The 15,472-nt window shown below is 45.7% G+C and carries 14 protein-coding genes; 6 read left to right on the top strand and 8 right to left on the bottom strand.

Features of this window, described 5'->3' with window-relative positions; translation table 11 throughout:
* Positions 1 to 18: 18 nt before the first annotated feature.
* Positions 19 to 921 carry a nucleotidyltransferase family protein gene (locus DXN04_RS02385; RefSeq protein WP_116851701.1) on the bottom strand — a complete coding sequence of 301 codons (903 nt, stop codon included), beginning with the start codon at positions 919 to 921 and terminating at the stop codon, positions 19 to 21.
* A 231-nt stretch (positions 922 to 1,152) separates the two neighbouring features.
* Between DXN04_RS02385 and DXN04_RS02380 the strand changes: the two genes are divergently transcribed.
* The 4 genes from DXN04_RS02380 to DXN04_RS02365 all read left to right on the top strand — a co-directional run bounded on the left by DXN04_RS02380 (position 1,153) and on the right by DXN04_RS02365 (position 6,627).
* A complete protein-coding gene (locus tag DXN04_RS02380; protein ID WP_116851700.1) occupies positions 1,153 to 2,496 on the top strand; it encodes an alpha-L-fucosidase in 1,344 nt (447 codons plus the stop codon).
* A 71-nt stretch (positions 2,497 to 2,567) separates the two neighbouring features.
* Complete coding sequence (locus tag DXN04_RS02375; protein WP_116851699.1) at positions 2,568 to 4,844, top strand: family 20 glycosylhydrolase; 2,277 nt, start codon at positions 2,568 to 2,570, stop codon at positions 4,842 to 4,844.
* Positions 4,844 to 5,731, top strand: a complete 888-nt coding sequence (locus DXN04_RS02370; protein ID WP_116851698.1) for a 1-aminocyclopropane-1-carboxylate deaminase/D-cysteine desulfhydrase — start codon at positions 4,844 to 4,846, stop codon at positions 5,729 to 5,731. Before DXN04_RS02375 ends, DXN04_RS02370 begins: the two co-directional genes overlap by 1 nt.
* A 107-nt stretch (positions 5,732 to 5,838) precedes the next feature.
* Positions 5,839 to 6,627, top strand: a complete 789-nt coding sequence (locus tag DXN04_RS02365; RefSeq protein WP_116851697.1) for a hypothetical protein — start codon at positions 5,839 to 5,841, stop codon at positions 6,625 to 6,627.
* Positions 6,628 to 6,676: 49 nt separating this feature from the next.
* Here the strand turns inward: DXN04_RS02365 and lipB are convergent, their stop codons facing one another.
* The gene (lipB, locus tag DXN04_RS02360) at positions 6,677 to 7,387 is read right to left on the bottom strand and encodes a lipoyl(octanoyl) transferase LipB (protein WP_116851696.1); all 711 of its coding nucleotides are present in this window, start codon (positions 7,385 to 7,387) and stop codon (positions 6,677 to 6,679) included.
* Between the two features lie 416 nt (positions 7,388 to 7,803).
* On the opposite strand from lipB, the gene DXN04_RS02355 reads away from it, so the two are divergent.
* Together DXN04_RS02355 and DXN04_RS02350 are read left to right on the top strand one after the other, a co-directional pair.
* Positions 7,804 to 8,871 carry an RluA family pseudouridine synthase gene (locus DXN04_RS02355; RefSeq protein WP_116851695.1) on the top strand — a complete coding sequence of 356 codons (1,068 nt, stop codon included), beginning with the start codon at positions 7,804 to 7,806 and terminating at the stop codon, positions 8,869 to 8,871.
* Positions 8,872 to 9,105: 234 nt separating this feature from the next.
* A complete protein-coding gene (locus DXN04_RS02350) occupies positions 9,106 to 10,737 on the top strand; it encodes a gliding motility-associated C-terminal domain-containing protein (RefSeq protein ID WP_158568819.1) in 1,632 nt (543 codons plus the stop codon).
* A gap of 83 nt (positions 10,738 to 10,820) precedes the next feature.
* Here DXN04_RS02350 and DXN04_RS02345 read toward each other — a convergent pair whose 3' ends face one another.
* From DXN04_RS02345 to def, 6 genes are all read right to left on the bottom strand, one after another.
* On the bottom strand, positions 10,821 to 11,747 hold the full coding sequence (locus DXN04_RS02345; protein ID WP_116851693.1) for a hypothetical protein: 927 nt from the start codon (positions 11,745 to 11,747) through the stop codon (positions 10,821 to 10,823).
* Positions 11,748 to 11,773: 26 nt separating this feature from the next.
* On the bottom strand, positions 11,774 to 12,604 hold the full coding sequence (locus DXN04_RS02340; protein WP_116851692.1) for an anti-sigma factor: 831 nt from the start codon (positions 12,602 to 12,604) through the stop codon (positions 11,774 to 11,776).
* Between the two features lie 3 nt (positions 12,605 to 12,607).
* The gene (locus tag DXN04_RS02335; RefSeq protein ID WP_116851691.1) at positions 12,608 to 13,159 is read right to left on the bottom strand and encodes an RNA polymerase sigma factor; all 552 of its coding nucleotides are present in this window, start codon (positions 13,157 to 13,159) and stop codon (positions 12,608 to 12,610) included.
* A gap of 216 nt (positions 13,160 to 13,375) precedes the next feature.
* The gene (locus DXN04_RS02330) at positions 13,376 to 14,236 is read right to left on the bottom strand and encodes an anti-sigma factor (RefSeq protein ID WP_116851690.1); all 861 of its coding nucleotides are present in this window, start codon (positions 14,234 to 14,236) and stop codon (positions 13,376 to 13,378) included.
* Between the two features lie 4 nt (positions 14,237 to 14,240).
* A complete protein-coding gene (locus tag DXN04_RS02325; RefSeq protein ID WP_116851689.1) occupies positions 14,241 to 14,789 on the bottom strand; it encodes an RNA polymerase sigma factor in 549 nt (182 codons plus the stop codon).
* 68 nt (positions 14,790 to 14,857) lie between these two features.
* Positions 14,858 to 15,436 (bottom strand): peptide deformylase, encoded by a 579-nt coding sequence (gene def / locus DXN04_RS02320; protein ID WP_116851688.1) that lies wholly within the window; start codon positions 15,434 to 15,436, stop codon positions 14,858 to 14,860.
* Between the last annotated feature and the right edge of the window lie 36 nt (positions 15,437 to 15,472).

The following is a 15,472-nucleotide window of genomic DNA, read 5'->3' as shown; positions in this document are numbered from 1 at the left end:
ATTAACACCCGTAATAGTTTATTTCCACAGATTGGTAGGATATTCTCCTGCCTCAACCAGTGCTGACAAACTAGCCTGAACGCCCGGCGCATCTTCCTTGTAAGTAACACCAAACCACTGCGCAGCAGTAGGCAGTACATTTACAACACCCAGTTTCTTCTGAATGAAGTTGTCCACTACAATCGGAATGAAGAATTCAGACTTAGGCTTATCCCCATCTTTCTGCAGGAATTCCTTAAACAGCTCCTGGCTCATTTCAAATACATTCTGGTGGAAACCCCAGAAGTTCATTGATACAGGTGTTTCAGGAGCCAGTTCGTGCTTGCTGCCATCAGCATCTTCATACACGATCTTGTCGCCATCCTTATATACCTTGGTACGCTCGTTGATCTCCGCCAGGTTGCCATTGCTATCTGCTGCGCATACCCCGCGGGATACGGAACCATGCTCAGAAATGGTCTTGCTCAACTGATAACCGACTACGCTGTATACGTCGGGTTTGCAGGAACTTTCCAGGAATTTAGCCATTTTCTCAAATGAATCCTTACCATAAAAGTCATCAGCATTGATCACTGCAAATGGTTCGTTGATTGCATTTTTAGCACACAATACAGCGTGTGCAGTACCCCACGGTTTAGTACGATCCGCTGGTACAGGATATCCATCCAGGAAAGCATCCATCTCCTGGTACACGTAATCTGTCTCTACACGTCCTTTCAGTTTCGGTTCAAAAATCTCTCTGAATTCCGCTTCAAAATCCTTGCGGATAATAAACACAATCTTACCGAAACCTGCTCTGATCGCGTCATAGATAGAGTAGTCGATAATAGTCTCACCGCTAGGACCAAACTGCTGTATTTGTTTTAAACTACCGTAACGGCTCGCCATACCGGCTGCCAGAATCAATAAAGTGGGTTTCATCTTTACTAGATTGTTTTTATTATTTTTTTATGTGTATTGGCGAAATTCCAGGGACTAAATTTACTGATTAAAACTATTTTCACGTTTTCTTTTTCAATAAAGTAGGTGTCTCAACTTTCGTAGCTCTAGCCATTAGAGTTACCTGTAATATTAGCCTGTAGGTGGTAAGAGAACAGCAAACACTATACCAACCCGGACTATTACATTATTATTATCAATTTTAAATCGTGTATGAAACGAATCTTTTTGCAGGCTGCTATTGCCTTAGCGTCATGTGCCAATGCCTTTGCCCAACAACATGTGCCTCCCTCAGAAATCGCTCAAAAGATGCAATGGTTCTCCGATGCAAAGCTGGGAATCTTTATTCACTGGGGTATATATTCCGTAAATGGGGTAGACGAATCCTGGTCTTTCCACAATAAAAAAATATCATATCAGGATTACATGGCGCAGCTGAAAGGCTTTACTGCCGCCAGTTATGACCCTGTCGCCTGGGCTTCGCTGATCAAAGAATCAGGTGCCCGATATGCCGTGATCACCACTAAACACCACGATGGGGTAGCACTGTGGGACAGCAAATTAAGTAAGCTGGATGCGGTGAACAGTACACCCGCCAAAAGAGATGTACTCACTCCTTTCTATGCCGCCCTTCGCAAAGAAGGTATTAAATGTGGTGCTTACTTTTCGTTGATAGACTGGAGTTATCCGGACTATCCCGGCTTCCTGAAAGATAGCTCCCGCTACAACGCCGCTACAGATACCGTACGCTGGCAGCGCTTCCGCAACTTCTACGAAGGACAACTTAAAGAAGTAATGACTCAATTCAATCCTGACCTCTGGTGGTTCGATGGCGACTGGGAACACAGCGCTGCTGAGTGGGAAGCTCCTAAAATGCGCACCATGCTCACCACACATAACCCGAACACTATTATTAATGGTCGCCTGCAGGGCTATGGTGATTACGAAACACCGGAACAAAACTTTCCCGTGACCCGCCCTCATTACAACTGGTGGGAACTATGTATGACTATTAATAGTAACTGGGGTTATCATCCCGACGATACCAACTGGAAAACACCTTATGAAATCATCACCATCTTCGCTGATGCTATTAGTAATGGGGGTAACCTGCTGCTGGATATCGGCCCTGACGCCGCTGGTCACATTCCTGCCGAAGAAGTGAACGTGCTGAAAGAACTGGGTGCCTGGAACAAAAAGCACGCAGCTGCCATCTTCAATACCGTTGGCGGGATCCCACAGGGACACTTCTACGGCCCTACTACCCTTTCTAAAGATTCCACCACCCTCTACCTCTTCCTGCCGGGCAAAGTAACAGGGTCTGTTATGGTAAAAGGTTTGGTAAACAATATTAAAAATATTCATGTAGTAGGTACTGACATTGAACCGTCTCATAAGATCGTTGGTAAAATTTCCTGGAGTAGTGTGCCCGGTCTTGTGTATATTGACGTACCTGAGAATGCCCAGGATAAATATATGACTGTATTGGCCCTGCAACTGGACAAGCCTGTAAAGCTGTATAGGGGCAAAGGTGGGTTCCTTACTAATAATAACTAAACCATGCGGCCATCACCCCTTTCCGCTTATTGTGCTATGCACAAAAGTGCCGGAAGTAAAAATAACATAGTATGAAAAAACTAATCCTGTCAACTCTATCAGCCCTGCTGTGCCTCTATGGTACCGCTCAAAAGAAAACAGCTGACATCATGATCATCCCGGAACCTAAATCACTGCAAAGTGTGCCGGGTAGTTTTGTGCTGAATGAAAATGCCCTCATTCATTATGAGGGTACGGCGGCTAAAACCACCGCCGGCTTACTCAATGCATTTTTACAAAGTGTATATGGCTTTAAGGTAGAGACTACTGACAAGCCAGTACCCAAAGTTAAGTCCACCGCCGTTATCGATATCAAAGAAACAAGCGGCGCTCCTGAAGCTTATACACTGTTTGTAAACAATGGCACCATTGCACTGAAAGGTGATGCTGCCGGCCTGTTCTACGGTCTGCAAACTTTACAACAATTATTGCCTGCTGAAAAAAGTGCAGCGATTCATGTACCAGGTGTGGAAATATCCGACGCTCCCCGCTTTGCCTATCGTGGTCTGATGCTGGATGTAGGCCGTCATTTCTTTCCTCCTGAATATGTAAAGACGTTCATCTATGTGATGGCTCAGTATAAGTTTAACCGCTTCCACTGGCACCTTACAGAAGATCAGGGCTGGCGCATAGAAATTAAAAAATATCCGCAGCTCACCAGGATCGCATCACAGCGTAAAGAAACAGTCGTAGGCCACGCCGCTCGCAGCAATACTTATGATGGTAAACCTTACGGTGGATTCTATACACAAAATGAAATCAGGGATATTGTAAAGTATGCTGCCGACAGGCATATCACCATCATCCCTGAAATAGAAATGCCAGGTCACTCACAGGCAGTACTGGCGGCGTTTCCGAGCTTTGGCTACGGCAGGCAATACGAGACCATGACCACCTTTGGCATCTCAAAGGAAGTACTGAACCCTGCCAATGATTCCGTATTTACTTTCCTCGAAGATGTACTTACTGAAGTAATGGATCTCTTCCCTGGTAAATACATTCATATCGGCGGTGACGAATGTCCGAAAGACCGCTGGAAAGAATCTCCACAGGTACAGGCACTGATGCAGAAACTGGGATTGAAAGATGAACATGCTTTGCAGAGTTATTTCATACAGCGCATGGAGAAATTTGTAAATAGCAAAGGACGCAGCATCATCGGCTGGGACGAAATCCTGGAAGGTGGCTTGGCACCTAATGCAACAGTGATGAGCTGGCGCGGAGAAGCAGGAGGGATTGCGGCTGCAAAGGAAAAACATGATGTGATCATGTCTCCCAATACCTACCTCTATCTCGATTATTACCAGAGTCCGCAGGGCACAGAACCCAGCCGGATCGGTAATTACCTGTCACTAAACACCGTGTATAATTACGAGCCATTACCCCCTTCCCTGAATGGGGAAGAGCAGAAATATATCAAAGGTGTACAGGCAAATATCTGGACAGAATATATGCCGGATCAAACCTATGTAGATTACATGACCTGGCCACGAGCACTCGCTTTGTCTGAAATAGCCTGGTCTCCTGCTGCTAAGCGCGACTGGAGCCGCTTCCAGAAGAAAGCACCGGCAGTGCTGGCAGCTATTGATAAGCAGGGTGTAAACTTCAGAATCCCGGAACCTGCACAACTGAAAGATACCCTGATCTCCACTGCAGCTACAACCGTTACACTCAGCCCGGGCGTGAAAGGTGCCGCTATTTATTACACGATCGATGGCAGTGGACCTGATACTAACAGTAAACGCTATACGCAGCCGTTTACTATCAATGTACCTGATAATGGAACTGTAGTGTTACAATACATCGAAGTCACACCCACTGGCCGTAAGAGCAATGTATACAACACTACCTATACACGTAAACCTTACAGGGAAGCAGCCGCTGTAAAACCTGCCGGCAATGGATTACGATTCTCAGCAGTGTATAAAAATGTACCTAAGACGGCAAAAGAACTGCCGGAGAAAGGGGATAGCTCAGGAACCGTCGCAGGCCTGGATCTGCGTCCATTCCTGGCTGCAAAGAAGGATTTCGGTATCACTTATACTGGTTATGTAAAAGTAGATGCTGATGGTATGTATACTTTCAACCTGCTCTCAGATGACGGTGCTGTGCTGTACATCGACGATGAAGTAGTAGCAGACAATGATGGTGTACATAGTACCACAGAAAAAGTAGGCGTAATCGGACTGAAGAAAGGTTATCACAAAATCAGGATTCAGTATTTCAATAACGGCGAAATCGGCTGGATAAATGTACTGCTGTCAAAAGGCGGACAAGCATTAAATTTGCGCAATAGCCTGTTCAATTAATGTTTGACTATAGTAATATTCAGTTACAATATATCACACCAACATGGCTGCCCGGTACAATACAGGCAGCCATGTTGCGTTTAGACCTTTTACATGGAGCAGTATCCGGCAATAAATGGTTCAAACTGCAACGTAATGTTGCGGCCGCCAGGGCACAGGGCAGGGATCATATTGTGACTTTTGGAGGAGCCTACTCCAATCACCTTGCAGCTACAGCGGCAGCCTGCCACTTATCAGGCATACGTTGTACAGCGGTAGTCAGAGGTGAAGCAGCACCCGCCTTAAGCCATACTTTACAGCTGGCACAAGCGCAGGGCATGCATCTGCATTTTGTGACGAGAGCGCAGTATAGAGAAAAGGAAAAAACAGACTGGACAGCTCTTTTTCCCGATGCTTATATCGTACCCGAGGGTGGACATAATGCAGCGGGGGCAGAGGGCTGTGAAGAGATCCTGGCCATCAGGGATGTTTCGGCATTTACACACATCATTTGTGCCGTAGGGACCGGTACCACCCTGGCAGGGTTGATTAACAGTGCAGGGCCACAGCAACAGTTGAGAGGATATGTGGTATTGAAAGGAGCGGAATACCTCTCAGCAGAAGTAGAAAGCCTGCTTAAAAAGGAACATGCAGCGCAATGGAACCTGGTTCATGAGCACCATGGGGGCGGGTATGCAAAGGTAACGCCGGACCTGGTTGCTTTTATGAACCAATTCTTCGCGGAAACGCACATCCCATTGGATGTGGTGTATACCGGGAAACTGGTACAGGGCTTTAAAAAAGAAGTGATATCTGGTGTATTCCCCGCCGGGAGCAGGGTTTTACTGATCCATTCAGGAGGATTACAGGGAAATCTTTCACTCAAACCAGGGATATTACATTATTAAAGAAAAATATCTTTCTCCTTCTGCCCGGTATATTACTATATTAACGAATATTTAAAAAGGCGTTTACTATATTTGATGCTAATTGTAGTTTTAGGAATCAGGAATTTATGAAGCAGTTGTCGCGAATTTTTATTGTCACAGTAGTAGCACTATCCGCATTAGTATTTTCAGTACAGGCTCAACAAAAAAATCCTCCGGTATTTCCGGAGTTTTCTGCCCTGATACAGACAGGAAAGATCCGTCTTGAATTCATATCGGGTTTCAGAGATGTAAAATCGATCGGCGTTCAGCGCTCGCTGGACAGTGTCCTGAACTTTAATACCATTGGTTATATCAGCAATCCCGGGGATATCAGGTGTTCGTACGATGATGGGAAGCCTTTGCCAGGCTCTAACTACTATCGTATGTGTATCATATTCAACAATGGCCGTTATTTCTTTACCAAAGTAGTATTGGCTGTACCGGACTCCACTATCAATGACAGGGAGAAACTGACAGCTGCCGATGTAAAAGCCGCTATTGCAGCCGCAAAAGCAGCCGGCGTAGCTACGACCACCGCACCACCGCCGGTAGGGGGTAAAGCCACTGAAAAAGAGAAGGAAAAAGAAGCACCAAAAGAGGAGAAGATCGTATGGCATCCTTCCAATTACATTTACACCACTGCAGATGGCAATGTGAATATCAAACTGCCTGACGCACCGAATAAGAAATATTTTGTGAAGTTTTATGAACCGGATGGAACCTTCCTGTTCGACATCAAAGAGGTAAAAGAGCCTTTCCTTATCCTGGAAAAAGCCATCTTCCTCCATGCCGGTTGGTTCAATTTCGAAATTCTTGAAGACGGGAAAGTGCTGGAAAAGTGGAATGTGTTTATTCCACTTAGTTATAGAAATTAAAAAAGGAGCGCTTAAAGCGCTCCTTTTTATTTATAGTAATTTATGATAACTAAAGCATTTCAGCCTCAAAGACTTCGGCAAAATGTTTCAGTAGTTTCTCCTTCACTTCCGCCAGGGGTATTTCCCGGCCCAACTCTTCCTGCATGGCCGCTACTTTCTTATCCACAATTCCACAGGGTATGATATTACCGAAGTAATTCAGATCGGTATTCACATTCAGTGCAAAACCATGCATGGTGATCCAGCGACTGCATCGCACACCCATTGCACAGATCTTGCGGGCCTTTTTAGGATCCTCAGGATCCAGCCATACGCCGGTCTCGCCCGGAGAACGGTCTCCTTTGATTCCATAGTCCGCCAGCGTGCGGATCACCACTTCTTCCAGTAAGCGGAGGTACTTGCCTATATCGGTGAAAAAATGTTCAAGATCCAGAATCGGGTAACCCACTACCTGCCCCGGACCGTGGTAGGTGATATCGCCTCCCCTGTTGGTGGGCACGAAGGTAATACCCTTGTCTGCCAGCTGCGCTTCGCTGAGCAGCAGGTTTTCCATATGCCCGCTCTTACCGAGGGTGTATACAGGGGGATGTTCACAAAAGAGAAGATGATTCGTTGTTACTTCGCCATCAGCAGGAATCTCTCCCCTGCCTTTTGCCTGCTTAATCCTTACGTTCTCCTGTAGCAATTGCTCCTGGTAATCCCAGGCTGGTTGATACTCAATCACGCCCAGGTCCTGGATCCGAATAGTTCTGTTGGTCATAACTATACAAAGTTACTGAAATGTTTGTTGCCTTCTTCCACGAACCATAGTGTAAACCTATATTAGGACTAGGCCCCTAAAGGTCTCTCCTTTGTGTAATTTACACCTGTAAAGCGCTCGCTGAACCAAGCTCCAACCTGTAAAGCTAATTCTGCATACAATACGTCAACTGTAAGGTTTTTCTGTACTAAGACAATTCGCCTGGAAAAGGGAGATATCCCGCAGATATCCCGCAGATAACCCGCATATATTCCGCCTATAACCCGCATTCTAAAAGAGGCGGGATATCTGCGGGACATTCCCGGTTTACCTCCAGTTCATATCCCTGTAATCTATAAGACTGCAATATATCCATGTAGGAGCCAGCCCCTAAAAGCGGCCAAAATGACATACCTTTGCATAAATTTTTGAAATAAATGACTGAAGATCCAATTGAACTGGATGATGAGCTGGAAAGCGGCGAAGGCAGTGAAGAGCTGTATGAGCGTGTGAATATTGTTGCCGATAAGGGACAAGAGCCTCTCCGTATCGATAAGTTCCTGATGAACCGGGTGGAAGGTGCTACCCGAAACAAGATTCAACAGGCCTGCGAATCAGGTTGGGTGATCGTCAATGACAAACCTGTTAAGTCCAACTATAAAGTCAAAGCCGGCGATAAAATCGTGGTGATGACAACCAAAAATCCTGAGAATACAGATGTGATCCCGGAACAAATGGACCTGAACATCGTATTTGAGGATGAAGACATCATGATCATCAATAAGCAACCAGGGATGGTCGTACATCCGGGTTGTGGCAACTATACCGGTACCCTTGTAAACGGGCTGGCCTGGTACCTGGGTGGGCAGACTACCGAGGTGACTGAACCGGAAATACCCCGTTTTGGCCTGGTACACCGTATCGATAAAAACACCAGCGGCCTCCTCGTCATTGCCAAGTCAGAAAAGGCGATGAACGACCTCGCCAAACAATTCTTTGATCATACCGTACAGAGAAGGTATATCGCCCTGGTATGGGGAGATTTTGAAGAAGATGAAGGAACCGTGGAAGCACATGTGGGTCGCCATCAACGCTTTAGAAAAATCATGGATGCTTACCCTGAAGGAGAATATGGTAAAGATGCCATTACCCATTACAAGGTGCTGGAGCGCTTTAACTATGTGACTCTCATTGAGTGCCGCCTGGAAACAGGTCGTACCCACCAGATCAGGGTGCATATGCAGCATATCGGGCATTCCCTGTTCAATGACGATACTTATGGCGGCGACCGCATCCTGAAAGGCACCGTCTTCAATAAATACAAGCAATTTGTGGATAACTGCTTTGAACTGATGCCAAGGCATGCCCTTCACGCGCAGACGCTGGGCTTCATTCACCCTCGTACCCGCAAGCCAGTCCATTTTGAAAGTCCAATGCCGGAAGATTTTAATGCGGTGTTAGAAAAGTGGAGAAGGTATATCTCTGCAAGACCGCTGGAAGATTAGCTGTTTTAAAAAGGCATCCCGCATAGCGGGATGCCTGAGCAGCATGGGACGCTGCTTAACTTCTCTCTCGAAAGTAAAAATAGGATAATGATATGGTAGGTTTGCTAACCCGATGTTAAGGATCTGAAGTTTTTACGTTTCCATTAAAAAAATACCATATATCATGAATTTCTTTTAATTTTATGCCTTACCCATGTCCCAAGCATGAGAAACCTATACCTAATTCCAGTGGTTTTGCTCGTTTTACTCGGTTCAACCACCGCGCAGGCGTCTACGCCCTTTACCTATAACAGCACCTGCCAGAACGATAGCATTCGTTTTATTATCGCTACTGCTGACCGTGACGGTATTGACTCCGTCAAGTGGTACTATGGTGATCCGGCATCCGGCAAATATGACTCTTCCAAAGCCATCAACGGGGTGCATCTTTACAATACCCTTGGCGATTATACCATCACCCTGGTAGCTTACCGGAGTGGTGTGGAAGACATTTCTACCAATACCATTACAGTGGTGGCCCCCGTACCTTACGACTTTGGGCCTACCGACTCTACCCTCTGCGAAGGGAGTACCATCACCCTGACTGCTCCGTATGTAGCCGGTGCCTCCTACCTGTGGCAGGATAGTTCTACCGGTCAGAGTATCGTGGTAGATACTATGCAGACCTACAAGGTAAAGATCAACGGCTGCCTGGTACCCGACTCCATGAACGTGTTTTACACGCCCGAGCCGGAAATAGAACTGGGCAATGACGTGATCCTTTGCCTGGGTGAAACCCTGCAGCTGGATGCAACTGCCCAGAACTGTACCTTCTCCTGGAATACGGGCGAAACGACTCCTGACATCATTGTACACAGCGATACCGCCCGTGCCGCCTTCACTTATATTGTAAATGCAAATGCCAAGGGTTGCGGTACTTTTATAGACAGTATCCGCATTGCATTCGGTGGCACTGAGCATCCATACTCACTGGGTCCGGATACTTTACTTTGTCCTGACGAAACGGTGATCATCGATGGCAGTACCAGCGGTGCCACTGCTTACCTGTGGAGTACAGGGGCGACTACCCCTACCGTCTCCGCAAGCCGTCCGGCAGACCTCTGGTGCTATGCTACGATCAACAATACCTGTAATGTAATTGATAGCATCCGGGTGCGTTACAATGCCCTCCGCAATGTAAACCTGGGTAATGATACTATCATCTGTAAAGGTGAAAAACTGGTACTCACCGCCGATTTTGGAACCGGTACCTACCGCTGGCAGGATACCAGTAAGCAGGCCACCTATTATGTGACCAAAACCGGGTTCTATTATGTGCGTGCACAGATAGGCCGCTGTGTAAGCAGCGATACTGTGCATGTGCAGATTGAAGATACACTGCGTGTAAGCCTGGGCAGAGATACTGTATTGTGTAGTGGCGAGGTGTATACCCTGTATCCCAAAGGTGCGGGCAATAATTATAAATGGCAGGACAGCAGTACGGTAGCCGTTTTCAAGGTCAACACAGCGGGCATCTATGCCGTGGTAGCACAAAATACCTGCGGCACGGCTATTGATTCGGTCGAAGTTGGCTTTAAGGATTGCGATTGCCAGGTATGGTTGCCGAGTGGCTTTAGTCCGAACGGAGATGGGAACAATGACCTGTTCCGGCCGAAATATAAATGTCCGCTTCAGAGCTTCTCGATCAGTGTGTACGACCGCTGGGGGGCACAGATTTACTATACAACGGATCCTGATATAGGCTGGACAGGCTCAAAGAACGGCACCAGGGTACCAGTAGGAACTTATGTGTATGTGATGGAATATACGGTGCAGAAGTCAGGAGAGCATGTGAGGAAAACAGGAGCGATTACAGTGATACATTAAGCAGTCGATTTTATTCTTTCAATAGAAAAGCCCCGTTCTGTGGAACGGGGCTTTTTTGTATAAGCAGGTGTATGCCAGATCATTTATCTTGTAAACTCGTGGAACTTCGCTATAAAGATCGCCGTTTCCCTCTTTTTAAAAGGCACATCCCATGTACCTTCGTAGGTTACCAGGACCGGTGTCAGCAGGTCCTGTTTCTTCACCAGCTGCACATTCATCTTTACATTGAAATCAAATACCATTGTCTTATAAGAGAGTGAATATTTGCGGTTTACGATATCGAAGTTTTCTTTCGTGAAGTAGGTTACCAGTTCATTGATTACGATATCATTCTTATCAAAATACCCGAGGTTCTTTTTTGCAAAAGCAGAAAAGACCCAGCAAGGTACACCATTGAAATCTTCAGAAGTAATGGAGAAGTCATAAAGGCGCATCACTTCAGGGTCGAAGATCGCTACTTTCCCACCTACAATAGGTACCCCTTTGATAGGTTGGCCGGGATTAAAGATAAGTTGTTTGAGCTGGGCTTTGTGTTTGGCCAGGTTGCCTTTGGACGGTTCTATGGATTCCCCGTTGGCTTTGGCACAAACTGTTCCTTTGGTAAAGAAGAAGTTTGCATACAGTTCAGCGGTGTAGTACCTGTAATCGCCTTTGGAGGTATAGAAATCGCCACCTGTTTCTTCATGGAGTACTTTCATGGTCCGGCAGGTTCCCTGCATGGTTTGCAGGGTCTGGCTTTTCAGGAAGGCATCCACCTTTCCTTTTTTGCCATAAATGCGGATATCGTTGTCTGCCGAATAACCTAAAAGATGGAGGTTCCGGAAAGCCCTGTAGAAGGTAGTATCTGTTTCTACCCTTTTGATAAAGCTATTGACATCAAAGCCGACCCGTTTGGCCTGAACGACGACTTCATCAAGGTTGACAGTCATACCTCTATAGTTGGCCGTATCCTGGGCTCGTGAAATGTTACTGATAAAGAAAGCAACAGTGAATAACAACAATAATCGCATGCTGCAAATTACGAAATACCGTGGGATTATATCTTACCGGCTACGTACATCTGATCTAAAGTTGGTTCCGGGCTACCGCCTTTTTTCTCCAAAGTAACGGCAAACATCTCTGCGTTGTCGACAGATTTCATTTTCTGCATCAGATTCGCATCGGTGCCTGTTTCAAAAACACCCATGTCTACGGGTTTACCATTTACAATGGCCCACAGCTGGTATTGCTTATCGGAAGTTGGTTGAGGAAGATTATTAACCATGACGAAGACTTCTTTGGAAGTCTGGTTCCAGTATACGGTGGCAAGCGCCGTCGGGAATGTTTTAGTACCCGGCATCTTTACCGTTTTCATGGAAGGGTCCTGTACAATGTGCAGATTTTGTTCTGCCTGTTCCAGTTTTGTACGGTATACATTGGTCTCCGAGGCGATAGAAGAATTGGACGCAGCCATGGCTTCGAACCGCTGTTGCAAACCGTTGTATTTTGTATACTGGTTATAATTCAACAGTACACTTCCTATCAGTAAAAGTATTGCTGCTGCAGCTATCCAGCGCCATGCGCTGCTGACGAGAACTTTACGTACGGGCGTTTCAGGTATAGCATCTTCATCGACGTAAGTACCGTTGGCACGTGCAGTTTCCTCAGTATCGAGCTGCGTAAATAATCTTTCTTTTAAAGTGGCAGGAGGTGTGACAGATTGATAAATTATGTATTGCTCCATATCCTGCTGGCAGCTTTGGTATTCTGCAGCAACCTCCGGATATTGTGCCATGGCAAGCTCCAGTTCCTCCCTTTCGCTGGAGGAAGCCAGCCCGCTTACATAGGCTTCAATTAACCCAGAAGATATGTAACTTGTTGCACTCACTTCTTAAACTAATTTTAACAGATTTCTTAATTGAATGATTGCGTTTCTCATCCTTGTCTTGACAGTACCCAAAGGGATTTCCAGCACTCTGGAAATTTCTTCCTGGGTGCAACCTTTATAGTATGCAAGGTCAATGATGATACGTTGTTCTTTTGTCAGTTTTTCCAGAACCTTGGAGAGTCCGAGATGGTCAACGGAAGGGTGTACAGCTAAATTGCCTGTATATAAATGTACGTCATCTCCGATGTCCTGGATTTTCTGATCCATTTTATGTGCCTTAGAACGAAGTGTGTCGATGGCTGTATTTCGGGTAATATTCAACATCCAGGTAAACAAACGACCCTTACTTTCGTCGTAACGGTCAATGTTTCGCCAGATTTTCATGAATACTTCCTGCAGACAATCACTCGCATTGCTTTCGTCGTTGAGCACTTTCAGCGCAACACCGTACAATGCCGGAGAATAACGGTCATACAGGTAGCTAAATACCTTTTGGTCTTTAGCCTTTAAGCCCTGGATCAGCTCAGATTCCGTATATGTGAACGCGGATTCCAAAACAAATAAAGAATTATGTTAAAAATTACTTTTCACGAGTGCTCCCACATCATAGCCGTAAACGCTACAGAAAAAGTACCCGTGTTCCGGTACAGCTGAATGTGATTACAAATAAATACAATTAATAATTAATGGTTAAAGGGAATGCAATAATAAAGGAAATATAGCAATTATTGCGGAATAATTGAAAATGAGAGCGTAAGAGACTTTTTAGAATCATCCAGCCACTTTGCCTGCTACGAACATCTGGTCTAGTGTAGGGCTTGGGCTACCACCTTTCTTTTCGAGGGTAACAGCAAATGCCTGTGCTGTGGTCACATCTTTGACTTTCTGCATAGCCTTAGCGGGTTCACCTGTAGCGAACACCCCTGCATCTATACATTTGCCATTTACGATGGCCCAGAGCTGGTATTGCATATCTGGTGGTGGTTCCGGAAGTTTTTGTGCGAGTATATAGGTGGCTTTTGACTGCGGATCCCAGCAAATGGTCGCTACGATGCCCTGGTGTTTGGGCGTACCCAACATTTTAATCCATTTAAAGGCAGGATCTTTCATCATGGTCAGTTCTTCCTGGGCATGGCGCAATTGTGCCGAAAGGGAATCCTTTTCTGAGGCGAAACTGGCCTGGTTGTCCTGGAGACTGGCGTATTGACTTTGGGTATCGTTGTATTTTGTGTAATAGGCAATGTTCATGACAGCACTGGCTACAAGCAAGGTAAATGCGGCAGCGGCGGCATATTGCCAGATCCTTAAAGGTGAAACGGGAACTTTTGGTGTATAGTCGGTTACAGGAATTTCTTCGACGCTTGCAACGGGTTGAGGTATTGGAGTAAGTGGCTCTTCAACAGCCGTATTTTCTTTTAACCTATCGAGGATTTGTTTCTTCAGGTTAACAGGTGGCTTCTTCGCCAACATCATCACGTATTTTTCCAGGTCCTGCTGTACAGCATCGACAGCAGCCTTTACTTCAGGATGCTGTTGGATCGCAGTCTCCATTTCGCGGCTTTCCGCTTCGGAGACCAAACCGATAACATGGTTTTCAATAATACCGGATGATATGTAACGTTGAACATCCACTTGCTTACATCTGTTTTAAAATATTCCGCAATTGTATGATCGCATTACGCATTCTGGTCTTGACCGTACCCAGGGGAATATCCAGAATTTTGGAGATTTCTTCCTGCGTACAACCTTTGTAATAAGCCAGGTCTATGATAACACGCTGTTCCTTGTTCAACTGTTCCACTACTTTGGCCAATCCCAAATGATCAACGGACGGGTGTACCGCCAGTTGATCGACTATAAGGGAATTGTTTCCTATTTCCTGAACTTTCTGGCCCAGCTTGTGGCCTTTGGAGCGGAGGGTATCGATAGCTGTATTGCGGGCAATGTTCACCATCCAGGTAAACAGGCGACCTTTTTCTGTATCGTAACGGTCTATACCTCTCCAGATCTTGAGAAAGATTTCCTGCAACACATCTCCGGCGAGTGATTCATCCACCACTACTTTGAGGGCGATTCCATACAATGCCGGTGAATAATGGTCATATAAGTAACCGAAAAACTTTTCGTTCCTGGCTTTTAATCCAGTTACCAGTTCGGCTTCAGTATATGTAAGTGCTGCTCCCAATTATAGTTGATTAGTTTGCAGGCACTAAAATAATAGGGATTTCTAACATTACAAAATTTTCACACATTTTATTTATGAAATATCATTTTGTAATCTACCTTGATCTTTCCTTTGGAGATATCGTCCAGCTTGCTTTTAATCATCCTGCGCTTAAGCGGTTTCAGATGATCAATGAATAACTTACCATCTATATGGTCGTATTCGTGGAATATAACGCGGGCTGTAACGCCGGTGAAAGTATCTTCGTGAGGCTGGAAATGCTCGTCTACGTAACGGATGGTTACGGTTTCAGGCCGGTATACGTCTTCCCTTACCTTGGGGATGCTGAGACAACCTTCGTTGTAAGGCCATTCTTCACCTCCGGTAGCTACAATATGTGCATTGATGAAGACCCTTTTTACGCCGGCATCGCCAGGGTATTCGTCTTTTTCATCTTCTTCCAGGTTATTGATAATTTGTTCGCTATCTATTACGAACAGGCGGATGGGCCTGTTAATCTGGGGTGCTGCGAGGCCTACACCACTGGACGCATACATAGTCTCCCACATATTTGCGATCAGCTTGTCAAGATCTGGGTATTCAGGTGTGATATCCTCACACATTTTGCGGAGTACCGGATGGCCGTAGGCGACGATGGGTAAAATCATTCTATACTATGGTTTTAAAAGTGCAAAGTTACGAAA

Origin of the sequence: Chitinophaga silvisoli (assembly GCF_003412465.1) — a bacterium.
Classification (GTDB): domain Bacteria; phylum Bacteroidota; class Bacteroidia; order Chitinophagales; family Chitinophagaceae; genus Chitinophaga; species Chitinophaga silvisoli.
This window is presented reverse-complemented; position numbering and strand designations above follow the sequence as displayed.

What these genes read in the sequence shown, in the direction of transcription:
- DXN04_RS02375 (WP_116851699.1), top strand. Translation starts at nt 2,568, where the DNA reads ATGAAAAAACTAATCCTGTCAACTCTATCAGCCCTGCTGTGCCTCTAT.
- DXN04_RS02380 (WP_116851700.1), top strand. Translation starts at nt 1,153, where the DNA reads ATGAAACGAATCTTTTTGCAGGCTGCTATTGCCTTAGCGTCATGTGCC.
- DXN04_RS02355 (WP_116851695.1), top strand. Translation starts at nt 7,804, where the DNA reads ATGACTGAAGATCCAATTGAACTGGATGATGAGCTGGAAAGCGGCGAA.
- DXN04_RS02385 (WP_116851701.1), bottom strand. Translation starts at nt 921, where the DNA reads ATGAAACCCACTTTATTGATTCTGGCAGCCGGTATGGCGAGCCGTTAC.
- def (WP_116851688.1), bottom strand. Translation starts at nt 15,436, where the DNA reads ATGATTTTACCCATCGTCGCCTACGGCCATCCGGTACTCCGCAAAATG.
- DXN04_RS02370 (WP_116851698.1), top strand. Translation starts at nt 4,844, where the DNA reads ATGTTTGACTATAGTAATATTCAGTTACAATATATCACACCAACATGG.
- DXN04_RS02345 (WP_116851693.1), bottom strand. Translation starts at nt 11,747, where the DNA reads ATGCGATTATTGTTGTTATTCACTGTTGCTTTCTTTATCAGTAACATT.
- DXN04_RS02365 (WP_116851697.1), top strand. Translation starts at nt 5,839, where the DNA reads ATGAAGCAGTTGTCGCGAATTTTTATTGTCACAGTAGTAGCACTATCC.
- lipB (WP_116851696.1), bottom strand. Translation starts at nt 7,387, where the DNA reads ATGACCAACAGAACTATTCGGATCCAGGACCTGGGCGTGATTGAGTAT.